Raw genomic sequence first — 19,503 nt, 5'->3', positions numbered from 1 at the left:
ACTCGATACACTTATCCGCAGAGATAAGATCAAATCGGGAGAATGATCGTGCGAAACAACTTGCGTCTGTTCAACCGACGCCAATTCGTCACCGCGGGCGCAGGCGCCGCTGCATTGTTGAGTGCGCCGTCACTCGTCCGCGCCGACACCTGGCCAACCAAGCCGATCAAGATCCTTGCCGGCTCCGCGGCCGGCGGCCAGACCGATCAGTTCTCGCGTGTCTATGGCGAGTATCTGTCGCGCGAACTCGGGCAGACCGTGGTGGTCGAGAACAAGGCCGGTGCCGGCGGCGCCGTTGCAGCGATGGAGCTGAAACGCTCCGATCCCGACGGCCACACGCTGATGATCTGCAACACCACCGCCTATATGCTCAATCCCGTTCTCATCAAGGACATCAAGTACAGTGTCCCGCAGGACTTCGCCTGGGTCGCGGTGATGCCGGGCGGAAGCCTGCCGCTGATGGTGAGCGAAAAGGTCGGCGCCAAGACGCTGAAGGACTTCATCGACTATGCGCGCAAGACCGAGAAGGTGAATGTCGGCACATATGCGTCCGGCTCCTTCGCGCATATGGTCATCGTCGAGCTCAACAAGCAGTATGGGCTGAAGATGGAAGCGGTGCATTATCGCGGCGAGGCGCCGATGTGGCAGGATCTCGCCGGCGGCTCCATCGATGCCGGCATCGGCAGCTACGCCGCGGCACTGCCGGTGCTGCAAACCGGCAAGGCCCGCGCCGTTGCGGTGTCGCGCCGCCGCATCAAGGATCTTCCCGACGTCGGTACATTCCTCGAACAGGGCGCAACCTCACGCGCACACAGCCTGCTGACCTTTCAGGGCTGCGTGGCTCCGGCGAAGACGCCGCCGGAGGTCGTCGCAAAACTGTCCGCGCTGTTCGTTGGCGCCGGCAAGAGCGATCGCGTGCGCGAACTCCTCAAGAGCCAGGGTATCGACGAGGGCCCGATGACGCTGGAGGCGAGCCAGGCGCTCTACAGGGAAGAGGCGCCGGTCTGGGCCGAGCTTGCCGCGAGCCTGGGACCGCAGCCGCAATAGTTGGGCGTCATTCCGGTGTGTTCGCGGCGCAAGCCGCGCGCATACGCGGAACCATGCTCGTCATTCCGGGGCGCGGCCGGCACTCGCCGGACGCGAACCCGGAATCCCGGAGTGTTTGGCACTACGGAGACTCCAACGTTGAGATTCCGGGTTCGGTCCCGTCGCCTGCGGCGCCGGTCCCGCCCCGGAATGACAGTGTGGGGCGGCGATGCAGCCATCAAATATTTTTTCCTATCCTCCGTTGACAATATCCCCATCAGGTTTATATTCCCCTTCGTCCTGCCCCGCCGAGAGGGGCGATCGCGATCGTCACGTTCGCGGGGCAGGATGCGGTGGACGCCGGAGATGCGGCGTCACGCGGTTTGGGGGTGACGTCTGTCTTCGGGCAGGACGGATCTGCGCCAGCACTGCCACTGGCAAGGAGACGGCCGGCCTTGGGATGGAAAGACTCTCTGGACAGTGTGACGGACGACCAAGTCAAAACGCGTTCGGCCCAGTCGCTTGAGGCTCCCTTCCCAGGGACTTTAATTCGCGAGCGGAGCGTTCGTCGAGGCAAAGTGCAAGCAACCGAAAAAACACCGCATGCGGAACGCTGGGCACTTGCTCGGCGCCTCCGAAAGTCCTGATGCATTCTAAATTGCGGAAGACCGCATTCGCATCAGGCCCAAGGGTGCAACGGGCACCCGGCGTTCCGCACGCCCTCTCACAGGGGGCAGGGAATGCAAGCAACGACGGCGCCCCCGCGCCGCAAACAATGGGGGTGATGACGCATGTCTGATCGGCGTCATCATGGGCCAAAGCAGGGCTGACGCCGCCTGCGTCTTTCAGCTAGAGTCATTCCAAACAAGAGGTCTGCCAGACCACAAAACGCGCGCGAGGAAATCCCGATGGCTCCATCTCCCGTCATTCGTCTGCATGACAACGACGCCGTATTGATCGCGCGTACCACGCTGCTGCCCGGTATCGAGGTGACGACAGGCGTCGTGACGTCGGAGCGCATCCCCGCGGGCCACAAGGTCGCGATCCGGCCCATCGCCACCGGCGAGGAGATCCGCCGCTACGGGCAGATCATCGGCTTTGCCACGCAGCCGATCGCGCCGGGCCAGCATGTCCATACGCAGAACATGGGCATGGGCGATTTCGATCGCGACTATGCTTACGGTGTCGACGTCAAGCCGACGCCGAATTTCGATCTGCCCGCCACCTTCATGGGTCTCAAGCGCAGCGACGGCCGCGTCGCCACGCGCAACTATATCGGCATCCTCACCTCGGTGAATTGCAGCGCGCATGTCGCCAGCATGGTTGCCGACGTGTTCAAGAAGAATCCCTTCACCGGGCACAATCCGCTCGCCGACTATCCCAATGTCGACGGCGTCGTCGCGCTCACCCACAAGACCGGCTGCGGCATGACGCAGGACGAACCGCTCACCTTGCTGCGCCGTACGCTCGGCGGCTATGCGCGGCACGTGAATTTCTCGCACGTGGTCGTGCTCGGTCTCGGCTGCGAGATCAACCAGATCGGCGGCTTGATGCAGGAGCAGAAGCTCGCAGGGCGCTTGCGCGAAATGCAGATCCAGGAAATTGGCGGCACCCGCAAGACTACGGAAGCAGGCGTTGCCTTCGTCAACGAAGTGCTGGCCGATGCCAACAAGGTCACGCGCGAGGAAGTCTCTGCCAGCGAGTTGACGGTGGCCCTGCAATGCGGCGGCTCCGATGGCTATTCGGGCATATCCGCCAATCCGGCGCTCGGCGCGGCGAGCGATCTCTTGGTGCGCCATGGCGGCACCGTGGTGCTGTCGGAAACGCCGGAGACCTATGGCGCCGAACATCTCCTCACGCGCCGCGCGGTGTCGCGCGAGGTCGGCGAGAAATTGGTTGGGCTGATGCGCTGGTGGGACGCCTATTGCGAACGCGAGGGCGCCGAGATGAACGCCAATCCGAGCCCCGGCAACAAGGCCGGCGGCCTCACCACCATTCTCGAAAAATCTTTGGGCGCTATGGCCAAGGCCGGCTCGACCAATCTCGTGGATGTGCTGAATTATGCCGAGACGATCACCAAGAAAGGCTTCGTCTTCATGGACACGCCCGGTTACGACCCCGTTGCCGCGACAGGGCAGGTCGCCGGCGGCGCCAATCTCGTCTGCTTCACCACCGGCCGCGGCAGCGTGTTCGGCTGCAAGCCGGCGCCGTCCATCAAGCTCGCCACCAACACGCCGATGTTCAAGCGCATGGAAGAGGACATGGACATCAATTGCGGAACCATCCTCGATGGCGACGAGACGGTGCAGGAATGCGGCCAGCGCATTTTCGAGCTGATGCTCAAGACCGCGTCCGGCGCGCCGACCAAGAGCGAAAGCTTCGATTTCGGCGGCGCGGAGTTCGCGCCCTGGGTCTTGGGCGCGACGATGTGAGGGTGACCGCTGCTCCGTTCTCATCCTGAGGAGCGGCGCACTTGCGCCGCGTCTCGAAGGATGGCCCAGCACTCCGATTCATGGTTCGAGACGCGCGCCAAGCGGCGCGCTCCTCACCATGAGGGCTGAGTTAGGTGAAGCGCCCCCAATCGAGGCACATCGTGCCCGTTGTTAGAGCTTGATCCCTGGCACCTCCGGTGTTCTGCTTAAAAAAGCTGCTGGAGTTGCGCCACTGTGTCGATCTTCGTCGCACTGAACCACGTCACCCACTACAAATATGATCGGCCGATCACGCTGGGGCCGCAGACCATCCGGCTGCGACCGGCGCCGCATGCGCGCACGCCGATCCTGAGCTATTCGCTGAAGGTCACGCCGACCAACCACTTCGTGAACTGGCAGCAGGATCCGCAGGGCAACTGGCTGGCGCGCTTCGTCTTTCCGGAACCGGCCAACGAATTGAAGATCGAGGTCGATTTCACCGCCGAAATGACCGTGATCAATCCGTTCGACTTCTTCGTCGAGCCCTATGCCGAGACGTTTCCGTTTGCTTATACCGATGACCTGAAGAGCGAACTCGCGCCCTATATGGCGACGACCGAACCAGGTCCGCGCTTCACCGCCTATATGGCGGAGATCGCGAAGGAAGCGCCGAACACGGTGAACTTCCTCGTCGATCTCAATGCGCGTCTGCGCGAGAAGGTCAACTACATCATCCGCATGGAGCCCGGCGTGCAGACGCCGGAGGAAACGCTGCTGTCCGGCGCCGGGTCGTGCCGCGATAGCGCGTGGCTGCTGATCGAGACGCTGCGCCATCTCGGTCTCGCTGCACGTTTCGTCTCCGGCTATCTCATCCAGTTGCGGCCGGACATCGATCCGATCGAAGGGCCGCCTGAAGTCGAGGCTGATTTCACGGACCTGCACGCCTGGGCCGAAGTCTATATTCCCGGCGCCGGCTGGGTCGGTTTCGATGCGACGTCGGGCATGCTGACAGGCGAGGGGCACGTCCCCGTGGCGGCGACACCGCATTTCCGTTCGGCGGCGCCGATCTCCGGCATGGCGGGCTTCGCCGAAGTCGAGTTCGCGTTCGCGATGGGCGTCAAACGTATTCGCGAGGCACCGCGGATCACCAAACCGTTCTCGGATGAATCCTGGGCCAGGCTCGATGCACTCGGCGAGAAGGTCGATGCCGATCTCAAAGCCCATGACGTGCGTCTCACCATGGGCGGCGAGCCGACATTCGTGTCGGTCGACGATATGGAATCGCCGGAGTGGAATACGGCCGCCGTCGGCCCGACCAAGCGCGGCCTCGGCGACGATCTGATCCGCCGGTTGCGTACGCGCTTTGCACCCGGTGGCCTGATGCATTACGGCCAGGGCAAATGGTATCCCGGCGAAAGCCTGCCGCGCTGGGCGTTCGGCCTGTACTGGCGCAAGGACGGTGTGCCGATCTGGAAGAACGATGCGCTGATCTCACGGATCGAAGGCCCGCGCAGCGCCGATATCGGCGGCGCCGAGCGTTTTGCCGAAGGCACTGCGCGGCGGCTTGGCTTGCCGAAGGACTATGTCATCCCGGCCTTCGAGGATCCCGTCTATTGGGAGCAGAAGGAATCGAACCTGCCGAACAATGTCGTGCCCGGCGACTCCAAATTGCCCGATCCGGAGGAACGTGCGCGCATGGCGCGGGTCTTCGAACATGGACTCGACAGGCCGAAGGGGTTCGTGCTGCCGATCCAGCGCTGGAATGCGGAGACGGCTGCCGACAGACGCTGGCGGTCCGAGCGGTGGAAGCTGCGCCGCGGCAACCTGTTCCTGACACCGGGCGATTCACCGATGGGCCTGCGCCTGCCGTTGTCGTCGCTGCCGCATCTCACCGAAGAGGAATATCCGTTCATCGTCGAGCAGGATCCGCTGGAGCCGCGCGGCGACATGCCGGTGTTCGACGAAATCGCGTCGGCGGAAAACCAGCCTGCCGCGCAATACGTCCAGGAACAGCAGATTCGTTCCGGCGGCGTACGCACGGCGATGTCGATTGAAATTCGCGACGGCATTCTCTGTGCCTTCATGCCGCCGGTCGAAAAGTTTGAAGATTATCTCGAACTGGTGACGGCGCTGGAGGCGACGGCCGAAGAACTGCAGATGCAGGTGCATGTCGAAGGCTATCCGCCGCCGTTCGATCCGCGCGTCGAGGTCATCAAGGTGACGCCGGATCCGGGCGTGCTGGAGATCAACATCCATCCCGCCTCGAGCTGGCGCGAGGCCGTCGATACCACGACATTTCTCTATGAGGAGGCCGCGAAGACGCGGCTCGGCGCCAACAAGTTTCTGCTTGATGGCCGTCACACCGGCACCGGTGGTGGCAATCACGTCGTGGTCGGCGGCAGCTCACCGGCGGACTCGCCGTTCCTGCGTCGGCCGGATCTCCTGAAGAGCCTCGTGCTGTATTGGCAGCGGCATCCATCGCTGTCCTATCTGTTCTCAGGCATGTTCATCGGTCCGACCAGTCAGGCACCGCGCATCGACGAAGCACGGCATGACGGTCTCTATGAATTGGAGATCGCGCTGGCACAGGTGCCGCCACCCGGTGGAAAGGCGCCGTTGTGGCTGGTCGACAGGCTGTTCCGGCATATCCTCGTCGATATCACCGGCAATACCCATCGCGCCGAGATCTGCATCGACAAACTCTATTCGCCCGACGGCACCACGGGCCGCCTCGGTCTCGTCGAATTCCGTGCGCTGGAGATGCCGCCCGATCCGCGGATGTCGCTGGCGCAGCAACTGTTGATCCGCGCGCTGATCGCCAGGATGTGGCGCGCGCCGCAGGACGGCAAATTCGTCCGCTGGGGCACCGCACTGCATGATCGTTTCATGCTGCCGCATTTCCTCTGGGAGGATTTCCAGGACGTACTGAGTGAACTCGGCCGGTCCGGTTACGAATTCTCCAAGGAATGGTTCGAGGCCCAGCTCGAATTCCGCTTTCCCGTGTTCGGCCACGTCACCTATGGCGGCGTCACGCTGGAAGTCCGTCAGGCGCTGGAGCCCTGGCATGTGCTGGGCGAGGAGGGCTCGGCCGGCGGCACCGTGCGCTATGTCGATTCCTCGGTGGAGCGGCTGCAACTGAAGGCCAACGGTTTCACGCCGGGCCGGCACATCATTACCTGCAACGGCCGTGCGTTGCCGATGACCGATACCGGCCGGGCCGGCGAGGTGGTCGCCGGCGTCCGTTTCAAGGCCTGGCAGCCGGCGTCCGGCCTGCATCCGACGATTCCGGTCCATGCGCCGCTGGTGTTCGATATTTATGACAGCTGGAATAGGCGATCGCTCGGCGGTTGCGTCTATCATGTGGCGCATCCCGGCGGTCGCAATTACGAGACAAAACCGGTCAATGCCTACGAGGCGGAAGCTCGCCGGCTGGCCCGTTTCGAGGAGATCGGCCACACGCCCGGCGAAATCGCTCCGCCAAGGGCAGAACGCACACTTGAATTCCCATTGACCCTCGACTTGCGAACGCCTCTCCTGCATTGAGAATGCAGGCAGTTTGGGCTGGAGAGTCGGAATGACGGGAGAGGCCGGTCAGGGGAAAAAGCCCCGTCCGGGACATCGTAAGGTCGCGCAATGGACCCGCGACTACGAGCGGCTGCCCGGGATTCCCGACGAATTCATCGCCCAGGACGGCACGCCCCGCGAGGTCTGGACGCGGTTTTTCGAGGCCTTCGGCGCCATGGCGCCTGTCGAGATCGAGCGCCGCTTCGGTTCCGCCGACCGTCATCTCCGGGAAGCCGGCGTCACCTACCGCGCGCCCGGCGAAATCGCCGACCGGATCTGGCCGCTCAGCCATGTGCCGCTCCTGATCGACGAATCCGAATGGCTGCAGATTTCAGCGGCAATGACCCAGCGCGCGGAGTTGCTGGAGAAGATCCTCGGCGATCTCTATGGCGATGCCAGCCTTGTCGCGTCCGGCGCGATCCCGGCGGCGGCGATTGCCGGCAGCTCCGAATATCTGCGGGCAATGCGCGGCGTGAAGCCGCCGGGCGGCCGCTATCTCAACGTCTATGCGGCCGATCTCGGCCGCGGTCCCGATGGCCGCTGGTGGGTGCTCGGCGATCGCACGCAAGCGCCGTCCGGCATGGGCTATGCGCTGGAAAACCGGCTGGTGCTGTCGCGTGCCTTTACCGATCTCTACAAGTCGATGAATGTCGAGCGCGTCGCGCCGTTCTTCGAAGCCTTCCGCGACAGTCTGCGCGCGTCGGCCGATCGTGACGAACCGCGGGTCGGCCTGTTGTCGCCGGGGCCGTTCAGCGAAACCTATTTCGAACACGCGACGCTGGCGCGCTATCTCGGCTTCCTGCTGGTGGAAGGCGATGACCTCGCAGTCTCGGGAGACCGCGTGCACATCCGCACTGTGGCCGGCTTGAAGCGCCTTGATGTGCTGCTGCGCCGCGTGGATGCCAATTCGCTCGATCCGCTGGAGCTGGATGCCTCGTCGCAACTCGGTGTGCCCGGGCTGATCGACGTTGTCAGAAAGAATGGCGTCGTCGTTGCCAACATGCCGGGCTCCGGCGTGATGGAAGCGCGCGCGCTTTTGGGTTTTCTGCCAAGCTTGAGCCGGAAGCTGCTCGGCGAACCACTCAAGATGCCGCATATCGCGACATGGTGGTGCGGCCAGAAATCGGCGCGCGAGGAAGTGCTGGCGCGGCTCGACGACTTTGCCATCGAAGGCGCCTATGGCGGAGCGGTGCCCGGTTTCCCTGGCTACTCGCCCGTGCTGCCGTCGCAGCTCTCGCCAAGCGAGCGCGAGCGTCTGAAGGCGGCGATTGCCAATCGCGGTGTCGATTATGTCGGGCAGGAGCTGGTGCAGCTTTCGACCACGCCGGTCTGGGACAATGGCCGGCTCGCGCCGCGTCCGTTCGTGCTGCGCGTCTTCGCGGCGGCGACGCCGGATGGCTGGACCGTCATGCCCGGCGGGTTCTGCCGGATTGCGGATCAGCCGGATGCCCGCGCAGTCTCCATGGGCGCGGGCGCCCGCGCCGCTGATGTTTGGGTGGTCGCCGACAAGGCCGTCCCTGCCTCGACGCTGCTGCCGGCCGTCGACAATGTGCGTATCCGCCGCATCGCCGGCTGGGTGCCGAGCCGCGCCGCCGACAATCTGTTCTGGCTCGGGCGCTATCTCGAGCGCGCCGAATCCACACTGCGTCTGATCCGCGCGCTCAGCGTGCCGCAGCGCGATCCCGGCAAAGGCGGCGCCACCGGGCAGCAGTCGATTGAACGCATCCAGCGCATGCTGATGACCTGGGGTGCGACATCGCTGACATCACGTTCGCAGCCGGCGAAGGTCGCCGCGCAAGCCTTGCAGAGCGAGGAGCAGTTTGGCTCAGCGCTATCGCTGGTGCGCTCCGCATTGCGGACCGCAACCTCGCTGCGCGAACGGCTGTCCCCCGACGCCTGGCAGGTCATCACTGAAATGGCCGAGCGGCTTGCGCATGAAGTCGAAGATGACGATGACGTCGTCAGCGCGGCCGAACTGACCCTGCAGGAATTGGCAAGCTTCGCCGGTCTCGCGCAGGAAAACATGAACCGTGCCGCCGGCTGGCGTTTCCTCGAAATGGGACGCCGTGCCGAACGCGCCATCAACACCACGCGCTTTGCCCGGCAATTCGCGTCCGACGAGGCGACGAGCGACGATCTCGACATCCTGCTGACGCTGGTGGATTGCCAGATCACCTATCGCTCACGCTATCTGGTCGGTCCGCTATTGGCACCGGTCCGCGATCTCGTGGTACTCGATCCCTATAATCCGCGCTCGGTGGCATTCCAGGTCTCGGCACTGAACGATCACATCGCCAGCCTGCCGACGCTGAAGGAGAACGGCCTGATGGAACGGCCGCAGCGGCTGGCGGTGGCGCTGCGCTCGTCGCTCGTCACCGGCGAGGCATCCGAAATCCACACCAAGTCACTGTTTGCGCTGGAGCAAGATCTGCTGACGCTGGCGGATTCCATCGGCCTGCATTACTTCCCGCACGGTGCCAGCGCATCGCGCCCCGAAAAGCTGACGGGGCTGGCGTGATCTACGAAATCCGCCATGTCACGACCTATAGTTATGAAAGCCCGGTGAGTTATGCGCGCTGCTCGCTGCGGCTGCAGCCCAATAGCAGCGCCGGACAGCAACTGGTCTCGCACAGCGTCGATATCAAACCGCTGCCGGCGGCCCGCGCCATGCGGACGGATTTCTTTGGCACGCCGACGGAAAGCGTGTTGATCGAAACCCCGCATCGGGTGCTGCGGATCGACAGCCGGTCGCGGGTCTATGTCGAGCGTTTCGCGCCGGGGCGCGGCGATGACAGTCCTTCCTGGGAGAGCGTCCGCGAGGCGGCGTTCGATTCCAGCGACCTCAGCGGTGCCTCGCCGATCGGCTATGTCTTCGCCAGTCCGCTGGTGCCGATCATCGATGCCGTCACGGACTATGCGGCGGTGAGCTTTACTGAAGGCCGCGGGATTCTCGCGGGCGCCGTCGACCTGATGCATCGCATCCGCACCCAGTTCAAATACGATCCGAAGGCCACGGTGATCTCGACGCCGTTGCAGGAGGTGCTGGATAAGCGCCACGGCGTCTGCCAGGATTTTGCGCATATCATGATTGCGGGCATGCGCGGCCTCGGCCTGCCTGCCGCCTATGTCAGCGGATATCTGCGCACCATTCCCCCGCCGGGCAAGGAACGCCTGCAGGGCGCCGACGCGACCCATGCCTGGGTGTCGGTCTGGTGCGGCGAGGAACTCGGCTGGATCGGCTTCGATCCGACCAATGATATCCTGGTCGAGAACGATCATATCGTGCTGGCGATCGGCCGGGACTTCTCCGACGTGTCGCCGGTCGATGGTGTGATCGTTGGGGCGCGCAAGCAGAAGCTCGCTGTCGCCGTTGACGTGCTGCTGCTGGAATGACCATCGTTCGTCGCGCGCATAACACGGCCGACGTCGTCATTCTCGGTGCCGGTGCGGCCGGCCTGATGTGCGCCGGCATTGCGGGGCAACGCGGTCGCTCGGTGATGCTGCTTGAGCAGGCGAGGGCGCCGGGCGAGAAGATCCGCATCTCCGGCGGCGGGCGCTGTAATTTCACCAACCTGCATACGACGCCGGCGAATTTCCTGTCGCAGAATCCACAATTCTGCAAATCCGCACTGAAGGGGTTTACTCAGCAGGACTTCATCGCGCTGGTCGAAAAATATCGCATCGCCTATCACGAAAAGACGCGCGGGCAATTGTTCTGCGATGGCTCGTCCCAGCAGATCATCGACATGCTGCTGGACGAAAACCGCCGCGGCGACGTGCAGATGCGGCTCGGCGTCGGCATTCTCGGTGTGACGAAGAACGACAGCGGCTTTGTGGTCGCTACCGATCAGGGCGAGTATCGCGGCCAGTCGCTGGTGATCGCCACCGGCGGGCCCTCGATCCCTAAAATGGGCGCCAGTGCCTTCGGCTACAAGCTGGCGCAGCAGTTCGGGCTGAAGATGATCGCGCCGCGGGCCGCACTGGTGCCATTGACCTTCGATGTCGGGGCTCTCGCGCAATTCAAGGACCTCGCTGGCGTTGCCGTCGATGCCGTGGTCAGTGTCGGCAAGACCAAATTCGACGAGGCGCTGCTGTTCACCCATCGCGGTCTCAGCGGTCCGGCGATCCTGCAGATTTCATCCTATTGGCGGGACGGGCTCGATGTCGTCATCGACATGGCGCCGACGCGCGATGTGCTCGCCGCCCTGAAGGACGCACGCCGCGAACGTCCGCGGCAGGAACTGGCGACCGTGCTCGGCGATATCTTGCCGAAACGACTGGCCCAGATGGTTGCGGACAGGATCGTCGGCCCGCCGCGGCTGGCGGATTTTTCGGACAAGCTTCTGGCGTCGGTGGCGGCAGCGGTGAAGGAATGGCGCGTACGGCCGAATGGCACCGAGGGCTATCGCACGGCCGAGGTAACCCTTGGCGGTGTGGACACCACAGAACTGTCATCAAAAACGTTCGAAGCGACATCAGTGCCGGGGCTATATTTCATCGGTGAAGTCATCGATGTCACCGGCCATCTCGGCGGCTTCAATTTCCAATGGGCGTGGTCGTCGGGCGTTGCCGCGGGGCGGCACGTCTAGACAGCCTCCGGCGAATATCCAACAATCCGGCCATGATCTATCGCCACGCCATCGGTGACCATACGCATGTCTTCGCGGATCTGCGCGACCTCATGGCCAAGGCAACGCCGCCGCGATCCGGTGATCGGCTGGCCGGGACTGCAGCCGAGACCGCCGAGCAGATGATCGCCGCGCGGATGGCGCTCGCGGATGTGCCGCTCAAACAGTTCCTGCAGGAAATGGTGGTGCCTTACGAGGACGATGAGGTCACGCGTCTTATCGTCGATACGCATGATGCCGCCGCATTCTCCACGATCTCGTCGCTGACCGTCGGCGGCTTTCGTGACTGGCTGCTGTCAGACGCGGCCACGCGGCAAGTCCTTCAGACCGTCGCCCGCGGCATCACCCCGGAAATGGCCGCCGCTGTCTCGAAACTGATGCGCAATCAGGACCTGATCCTGGTGGCCAGGAAGTGCGAGGTGATCACGCGCTTTCGCAATACGATCGGGTTGCGCGGGTGCATGAGCGTGCGGTTGCAGCCGAACCATCCGTTCGACGATATCAGGGGCATCACGGCATCCATTCTCGACGGGCTGATGCTGGGCTCCGGCGATGCCTGTATCGGCATCAATCCGGCGAGCGACGATCCGGCGGTGCTGGGCGGGTTGGTGCGGCTGCTCGACGATGTCATCACCAAGCTGGATATTCCGACCCAGAGTTGCGTGCTCACCCATGTCACGACCAGTCTTGATCTCATCAACCAGGGCGCTCCGGTAGATCTGGTGTTTCAGTCGATCGCCGGGACAGAGGCCGCCAATAAAAGTTTCGGCATGGATCTGGCGATCCTGAAGGAAGCTCATGCCGCGGGGCTTTCGCTGAAACGTGGCACGCTTGGCCAGAACGTCATGTATTTCGAGACCGGGCAGGGCTCGGCTCTGTCGGCCAACGCCCATCACGGCGTCGATCAGCAGACTTTGGAGGCACGGGCCTATGCAGTTGCGCGGGCGTTCGATCCACTCCTGGTGAACAGCGTCGTCGGCTTCATCGGCCCCGAATATCTCTATGACGGCAAGGAGATCATCCGTGCCGGCCTGGAGGATCATTTCTGTGGCAAGCTGCTCGGCCTGCCGCTGGGCGTCGACGTCTGTTACACCAACCATGCCGAAGCCGATCAGGACGACATGGACAATTTGCTGACGCTGCTGGCTGCGGCGGGTGTGACCTTCGTGATGGGCGTGCCGGGCGCCGACGACGTGATGCTGAACTACCAGTCGACGTCATTTCATGATGCGCTCTATATCCGCGACCTGTTTGGGCTCAAACGCGCACCGGAATTCGACGGCTGGCTGCAACGGGTCGGGCTCTCCGGAGCGGACCTTCGCATCCGCGATCGGGAAGGCCTGCTGCCCGATCTGGCCGCGCGTCTGATCGCCTGACGTCAAGAAACCGTCATGCAGCCTGACGCGCACTTGCGCGGAGCTGGTCACGACCTTGTCACCGCCCGCCACAATCTTGAAGAAATTCTGGCTCAGATTCGGACGTCGTGATTAGATCGCTCAAAGTATTCGGCAGGAGTGGAACGGTTTTATCTCGGCGACGTTATTGAAGGTTCAGCGCTTATGGGGACCGCTGATGCATTCACAGAGGAATTTTGATGAGAGCTGAGGGCAGGCAGACGGTCCGGCGCATCCTGTGCGTCTTTCCGCGATACACGTCTTCATTTGGTACGTTTGAATATTCATATCCTCTGACCGACGGCGTTCAGGCCTTCATGCCTCCCCAGGGCTTGCTGCTGATTGCCGCCTATATGCCCGAGAACTGGGAAGTCCGTTTCATCGACGAGAACATCCGCGCCGCCACGCCCAATGATTTCCTGTGGGCCGAAGTTGTGCTGGTGTCAGGCATGCACATCCAGCGTACGCAGATGAACGACATCTGCTACCGCGCGCATTCCTACGATCTTCCGGTGGCGATCGGAGGGCCGTCGGTCTCGTCATGCCCCGATTACTATCCGGCTTTCGACTATCTCCATATCGGCGAACTCGGTGATGCCACCGATCAACTGATCGATATCCTGGAAAAGGATACGTCGCGCCCGGACCAGCAGGTCGTGCTGAAGACCACCGACCGTCTGGACATGACCAGGTTTCCGATTCCGGCCTATGAACTGGCTGATATTCCGCGCTACTTCCTCGGCAGCATCCAGTATTCTTCGGGCTGTCCGTATCAGTGCGAGTTCTGCGATATTCCCGGCCTCTACGGGCGCAATCCGCGCCTGAAATCGCCGGAGCAGATCACCGCCGAACTCGACAAGCTGCTCGAATGCGGCATCATGGGCTCAGTGTATTTCGTCGATGACAACTTCATCGGCAACCGCAAGGCGGCACTCGATCTGCTGCCGCATCTGGTCGAATGGCAGAAGAGGACCGGTTTTGTCTTGCGCCTGTCCTGCGAGGCGACGCTGAACATCGCCAAGCGGCCGGAAATCCTTTCGCTGATGCGCGAAGCCTGGTTCGGCACGATCTTCTGCGGCATCGAGACGCCCGATCCCGTCGCCCTCAAGGCGATGAAGAAGGATCACAACATGATGGTCCCCATCATGGAGGCGATCGAGACGCTGAACAGCTTTGGCATGGAAGTCGTGTCCGGCATCATCCTTGGCCTCGATACCGACAAGCCCGAGACCGGCCAGCATTTGCTCGAGTTCGTGGAAACGTCACAGATTCCGCTTCTGACCATCAACCTGCTGCAGGCGCTGCCGCAGACGCCGCTTTGGGATAGGTTGAAGAAGGAAGGACGCCTGAACGAGGACGAGGGACGCGATTCCAACGTCGACTTCCTGTTGCCTTATGAAGACGTCGTGAAAAGCTGGCGGCGCGCCATGGGCAGTGCCTATGTGCCGGAGAAGCTGCTCGAGCGCTTCGAGTACCAGATCCGCCATACTTATCCGAACCGCATCAAGCCGCCGATCGGCGCCATGCTGACCTGGAAGAGCATCCGGCTCGGGCTGGTGATGCTGCGCAATATCTTCTGGAAGGTCGGGGTGCTCGGTGACTACAAGCGGGCGTTCTGGAAGTTCGCACTCCGGCGGCTGGCGCGCGGCGAGATCGAATATCTGATCAGCGGGATCATGGTCGCTCATCATCTGATCAATTTCGCGCGCGACGCGTCCGGCGGCCAGACCAACGCGTCCTACTATTCGCTGAAGCTGCAGGACGCTGCCGTTCCGGCCGAATGAGCGATAGACGGACGTCATGACAGATCGGAATGATGTGACGCCACCTTCGCCGCAGCGCTCCCTCGCGGAGCTGCGGGCGCTGACCCCGGCGCGTGTGGGTCTCGGCCGGGCCGGAGCCAGTCTGACCACGCAGGCCCTGCTTGATTTCACGCTCGATCATGCCCGCGCACGTGACGCGGTCCATGTGCCCTTTGAGGCTGAAGCCATCGCGGCCGTATTGGCCGGGCAGGGGACGAACGCGTTGGTCGTGACGAGTCAGGTCGCGGATCGGGCCGACTATCTCAAGCGCCCCGATCTCGGCCGCCGACTGTCTCGCGAGTCACAGGAGATGCTTGAAGGTCGCGACAGCGCCGCGTGCGATCTGGTGATCGTGATTGCGGACGGCCTGTCTCCGGCTGCGGTCAATGCGTACGCGCTTGGCCTGCTGGGTGCCTTAATGCCCAAATTGGCGGGGGTCAGGATCGGCGCTATTGTAGTTGCCGGCGGGGCCAGAGTCGCGCTTGGCGACGAGATCGGTGCGTTATTGAGGGCCCGGATGACGATCATACTGATCGGCGAACGTCCGGGTCTCTCGGCGCCGCAGAGTCTCGGCGCCTACCTGACCTTCGCACCGCAGCCGGGTCTGACGGACGCTGCGCGCAACTGCGTGTCGAACATCCAGGCGGCCGGTCTGTCCTTCGAGGAGGCAGCGAGCAAGATTGCCTGGCTGGCGCGCGAAGGGCTGAATCGCAATATGACCGGTGTGGCTCTGAAAGACGAAAGCGGTCTGGAACTGGTAGCACCGCTCGTTGCACCAGCATGAAACAACAGCCTCTGCGCTCCATTTTGTGACCTGAAACGCAACCTCTGCGCGCTCGCCGCCTTGCGATGTGTCATACAGACCTGCTACATCTGCCCGCGGCAAATTTACCGCATGTTTTCAAGGGCTAGCGCTGTTCGGTCTCGCCGATTCCAGCCTTACTACTGCCCGCGACGCTTGCTAGGCAGACGCCGCTGACGACAGGACTGGATAGGGTATGCACGATACGGTTCCCCCCCACGACGCGGATATGAATAAATTGCGCAAGGGGCCGATCAGCATCGCCTTCGGGCTCGAGCGCATCGGTCTGATCGCGGTGAAGGCACCGGTGCTGTCTTGCGTGATCCTGCTCGCGCTGGTGATCGGTGCGATCTTTGGCATCCAGCGCATCAAGATCGACGATTCGCTAAGCCAGCTATTTCGTTCTGACAGCAAGGAATACAAGCAATACGAGGAAGTGACGAAGCGCTTCCCGTCCACCGAGTTCGACGTGCTCGTGGTGCTCGAAGGCAAGACGCTGCTTGCGCGCGACAATCTTGGAAAGATGCGCGACCTCGTCACCGACCTGCAATTGGTCGATGGCGTTCGGGGGCTGATCTCGATCTTCTCGGCGCGCCAGACGCCGGCCCCCGGCAAGTTGCCGGCAGCGCTGTTTCCCAACGATCTTCCTGAAGGCGCCGACTACGACAAGTTCATCGAGACGGTGAAGCAGAACGAGCTGATCCGCGGCAAGCTTTTGTCCGACGATGGAACTCTGGCGCTGGTGGTGCTGTCGCTCGACCCGGCCGTGGTCAGCAACAGCAAGCTCAGCACCGTCGTCGCCGATATCCGCAAGACCATGAATGAGGACCTGGCCAATAGCGGTCTGACCAAGGAATTGTCGGGCGTGCCGGTGATGCAGCTCGAAATCCGCAACGCGGTCGAGCGCGACGGCCTGATCTATAACATCGCCGGCATCCTCGCCGGCTGCGTCATTGCGATCATCTTCTTCCGCAAGATCTCGTTCATGATCATCGCGGCGTTTCCGCCGCTGCTGGCGATCCTGTTGTCGCTCGGCGCGCTCGGCTGGGCCGGCTTCAGCCTCAACATGTTCCTCAATGTGATGACGCCGCTGATCATGGTGATCAGTTTTGCGGACTCGATGCAGCTCACTTTCGCGGCGCGTGACCGGTTGATCGCAGGCGAGGACAAGTATTCGGCATTTACCAATGCGGTTCGTGTCGTGGGTCCCGCCTGCGTCCTCACCCATGGCACCGCCGGCATTTCGTTCCTGGCGTTGCAGTTCTCCGACTCGGACCTGATCCGCGCCTTCGGCGAGGCCGGCCTCACGGCCACCATCATCGCGCTGGTTGCGGTGCTGTCGCTGGTGCCGGTGTTCGGCGTGCTGCTGGTGCGCAACGAGAAGATCTTCGCCGCCAAGTTCCAGACCGCCGATGCCGGCGTGCAGGCGCTGCGCGCCTTCTGCTACTGGATTGCGGTGCGCATGGTCGGCCGTCCTGGCCTGTTCAGCCTGATCTCGCTCGTCGTCGTCGTTGGTCTCGGGATCGTTTACGCCAATCTCGAGCCGCGCTATCGGCTGGCCGATCAAGTGCCGGACAAGGAGCAGGCGGTCGCCGCCAGCGGACGGCTCGACGCCAAGCTCACCGGCGCCAATCCGATCGACGTGCTGATCGAGTTTCCGAAGGGCGCGGATCTTTATTCGCCGGACACGTTGGCGACCATCGCCGAAGTCCACGCCATGGTCGAGAAGCAGGCCGGTGTGGGTAACGTCTGGTCGCTGGAAACGCTGCGGCGTTGGCTGGCGGAGAAGGCCGGTTCGTCGGATGTCGCGACGCTGAAGGAATATGTCAGCGTAATACCCGAACATCTGGTGCGCCGCTTCATCTCGGCGGACCAGACGGCGGTGGTGGTGTCCGGCCGTGTGCCCGACAGCGATTCGAGCAAGATCCTGCCGGTGGTCGACAAGCTCGACAATGCGCTGAATGCCGTTCGCACCAAGCACCCGGGCTATGAGATTGCGGTGACCGGCCTCTCGGCGATCGCGGCGCGTAACAGCGCCGGGATGATCGAGAAGCTCAATCACGGCCTGACCATCGAATTCGGATTGGTCGCCGTCTTCATCGGCCTCGCGTTCCGCTCGTGGGTGGTGATGCTGGCCTGTATCCTGCCGGGCATCTTCCCGGTGGTGCTGGCCGGCTTCGTATTGTGGCTGCTCGGGGAGGGGCTGCAATTCGCCAGTGTGGTGGCACTCACGGTGTCATTCGGCCTCGGCCTCAGCGCGACGATTCACTTCCTCAACCGCTTGCGTCTGGAAGACACGCCGGGCACTGATCCCGCGATCGCCGTCGAGCGTGCGACTGTGCTCGTTGGTCCCGCGCTGATCCTGACGACGGTGGTGCTGGCCTGCGGCCTCGTGGTGACGGTGTTCTCGGATCTGCCGTCACTGCGGCTGTTCGGCTGGCTCAGTGCCTTCTCGATGGTCGCGGCACTAGTGGCCGACCTGTTCATCCTGCGCCCGACCGCGATGTGGCTGATCAATCTGCAGCAGCGCCTCACCGGCAGTTCGGTTCTGGCGAAGCAAGAGAAGTAGTCAGCTACGCCCCAGCAGGACGATCAACAAAAAAAGCCCCCGGATCGCTCCGGGGGCTTTTTTGTGAAGGTGTGCAAGCCGGCGTCAGCTCTTGACCATATTGATCGAAACGCCGCGAATTTCGCCCTTGGAGCTGATCGACACCGACTGCTTGTTGCCGCGGGTCGTCAGCGTGATGTTGGCCGCAAAGCCCGCGGCCTCGACGAAGACGTCGATCTGGCCGCCGCCCGCCTTGCCGACCAGATTGCCGTAGACGTTGCGGCTGGCTTCGCTCCAGCTGCCCGAGACGTTGCTGCCCTGGCTGGTGACATTGCTGGAGAGGTCGAACTTGTAGCTGTCGCTGGCGCAGCGCAGCGTCTGCGCCAGGGCGCTGCCGCCGCCATCCACCTTGTACGTCGCCCGGCAGCGAATCCGCTCCGAGGAGCCGTCCGACATGGAGACCGTTCCGGTACCGCTCCAGGCCCCGTCGAAGCCGGCGAACGGTCCGGACTGGGCATGGCCTGCGGACACCGACAGCAGCAGGATCGCGCCAGCGCCAGCGGCCTTGAGGGCGTGCCCGAACCGCTTTGCAGAATGGAATGTCATGTAAGTTTTCCCAAAATAGCGCTGTGTAACCGAGTTATGCCGCGCCTCATCGAAGCTTAAGTGTCGCTGCACATCTTTAGGTTCAATAGAGCGATCATAATTGGACGATTGTAAAAGTAACATGTCACCGCCCACAAGCGCGAAGGTTCCCGGAGCGGAACGGGTGGAGGTGATGCGCGTCTGAACAATTGTCCTAAAACCTTATCTTGTCCTGCGGGGGTGGCATCGGCCGGTCCTGCAGCCAGTGCGGCCATGTGCGCAAGCTTTCGCCGCATTTATTCGTGTCTGTGGTGGCGGGAATGTTCTGTGTCCTGATTGCATCCATCGCCGCGAATTCGCCGATGTGCCTGAAGATAAAGCCTTCCCGGCGATGCGAATGTTTCAGTTTATGCTATGCACCACACGGGCTGTGATCTCGTCACCATACTGAAGGAAGACAATGCGTAAATTTCTCCTGGTACTGTCCGTGCTTTCCGCATCTGCCTCGACCGGTGCATTGGCCCAGCAAAACCAGCCCCGCAGCGGCACCGACGCGGAGCAGAAGGCCTGCACCCGCGACGTGCAGAAGCTCTGCCGCGCCGTCATGGATCAGGGCGACCTCGTGGTTCTGTCCTGCCTGAAGGAAAACCGCCCCAAGATCAGCAAGGCCTGCAACGACGTGCTGGTCAGCCACGGCCAATAACCCCGCCCTAATGCGAGATTCCGGGCTCGTAGCGCCGTTT

General features: G+C 62.8%; 12 protein-coding genes. 11 read left to right on the top strand and 1 reads right to left on the bottom strand.

Going from position 1 to position 19,503, the window contains the following annotated elements; translation table 11 throughout:
- The first annotated feature begins 48 nt into the window (after positions 1-48).
- The 10 genes from SFY93_RS24550 (at position 49) to SFY93_RS24505 (ending at position 18,196) form a co-directional block, all read left to right on the top strand.
- Entirely contained in the window at positions 49-1,047 is a 999-nt protein-coding gene (locus tag SFY93_RS24550; RefSeq protein WP_320444946.1) for a Bug family tripartite tricarboxylate transporter substrate binding protein, read from the top strand.
- Positions 1,048-1,934: 887 nt separating this feature from the next.
- On the top strand, positions 1,935-3,458 hold the full coding sequence (locus tag SFY93_RS24545) for a D-arabinonate dehydratase (protein WP_320444945.1): 1,524 nt from the start codon (positions 1,935-1,937) through the stop codon (positions 3,456-3,458).
- 234 nt (positions 3,459-3,692) lie between these two features.
- Positions 3,693-6,980 (top strand): transglutaminase family protein, encoded by a 3,288-nt coding sequence (locus tag SFY93_RS24540; protein ID WP_320444944.1) that lies wholly within the window; start codon positions 3,693-3,695, stop codon positions 6,978-6,980.
- Positions 6,981-7,011: 31 nt separating this feature from the next.
- A complete protein-coding gene (locus SFY93_RS24535) occupies positions 7,012-9,519 on the top strand; it encodes a circularly permuted type 2 ATP-grasp protein (protein WP_320444943.1) in 2,508 nt (835 codons plus the stop codon).
- Positions 9,516-10,394 carry a transglutaminase family protein gene (locus SFY93_RS24530; RefSeq protein WP_320444942.1) on the top strand — a complete coding sequence of 293 codons (879 nt, stop codon included), beginning with the start codon at positions 9,516-9,518 and terminating at the stop codon, positions 10,392-10,394. Before SFY93_RS24535 ends, SFY93_RS24530 begins: the two co-directional genes overlap by 4 nt.
- Positions 10,391-11,590: a BaiN/RdsA family NAD(P)/FAD-dependent oxidoreductase gene (locus SFY93_RS24525; protein WP_320444941.1), complete on the top strand. Its 1,200-nt coding sequence runs from the start codon at positions 10,391-10,393 to the stop codon at positions 11,588-11,590. The genes SFY93_RS24530 and SFY93_RS24525 overlap by 4 nt, the downstream gene beginning before the upstream one ends.
- A 32-nt stretch (positions 11,591-11,622) precedes the next feature.
- Positions 11,623-13,005, top strand: a complete 1,383-nt coding sequence (locus SFY93_RS24520; protein WP_320444940.1) for an ethanolamine ammonia-lyase subunit EutB — start codon at positions 11,623-11,625, stop codon at positions 13,003-13,005.
- A 218-nt stretch (positions 13,006-13,223) separates the two neighbouring features.
- Positions 13,224-14,807 carry a B12-binding domain-containing radical SAM protein gene (locus SFY93_RS24515; RefSeq protein ID WP_089265078.1) on the top strand — a complete coding sequence of 528 codons (1,584 nt, stop codon included), beginning with the start codon at positions 13,224-13,226 and terminating at the stop codon, positions 14,805-14,807.
- A gap of 16 nt (positions 14,808-14,823) precedes the next feature.
- Positions 14,824-15,609, top strand: coding sequence for an ethanolamine ammonia-lyase subunit EutC (eutC, locus tag SFY93_RS24510; RefSeq protein ID WP_320444939.1), 786 nt, complete (start codon positions 14,824-14,826; stop codon positions 15,607-15,609).
- Positions 15,610-15,856: 247 nt separating this feature from the next.
- Positions 15,857-18,196 (top strand): efflux RND transporter permease subunit, encoded by a 2,340-nt coding sequence (locus tag SFY93_RS24505; protein ID WP_231079997.1) that lies wholly within the window; start codon positions 15,857-15,859, stop codon positions 18,194-18,196.
- An 84-nt stretch (positions 18,197-18,280) separates the two neighbouring features.
- Here SFY93_RS24505 and SFY93_RS24500 read toward each other — a convergent pair whose 3' ends face one another.
- Entirely contained in the window at positions 18,281-18,781 is a 501-nt protein-coding gene (locus SFY93_RS24500; protein WP_320444938.1) for a hypothetical protein, read from the bottom strand.
- Positions 18,782-19,220: 439 nt separating this feature from the next.
- Here SFY93_RS24500 and SFY93_RS24495 point away from each other — a divergent pair, with 439 nt between their 5' ends.
- A complete protein-coding gene (locus SFY93_RS24495) occupies positions 19,221-19,463 on the top strand; it encodes a cysteine rich repeat-containing protein (RefSeq protein ID WP_068735855.1) in 243 nt (80 codons plus the stop codon).
- Positions 19,464-19,503: the final 40 nt, after the last annotated feature.

It is taken from the genome of Tardiphaga sp. 42S5 (assembly GCF_034044155.1).
Classification (GTDB): domain Bacteria; phylum Pseudomonadota; class Alphaproteobacteria; order Rhizobiales; family Xanthobacteraceae; genus Tardiphaga; species Tardiphaga robiniae.
This window is presented reverse-complemented; position numbering and strand designations above follow the sequence as displayed.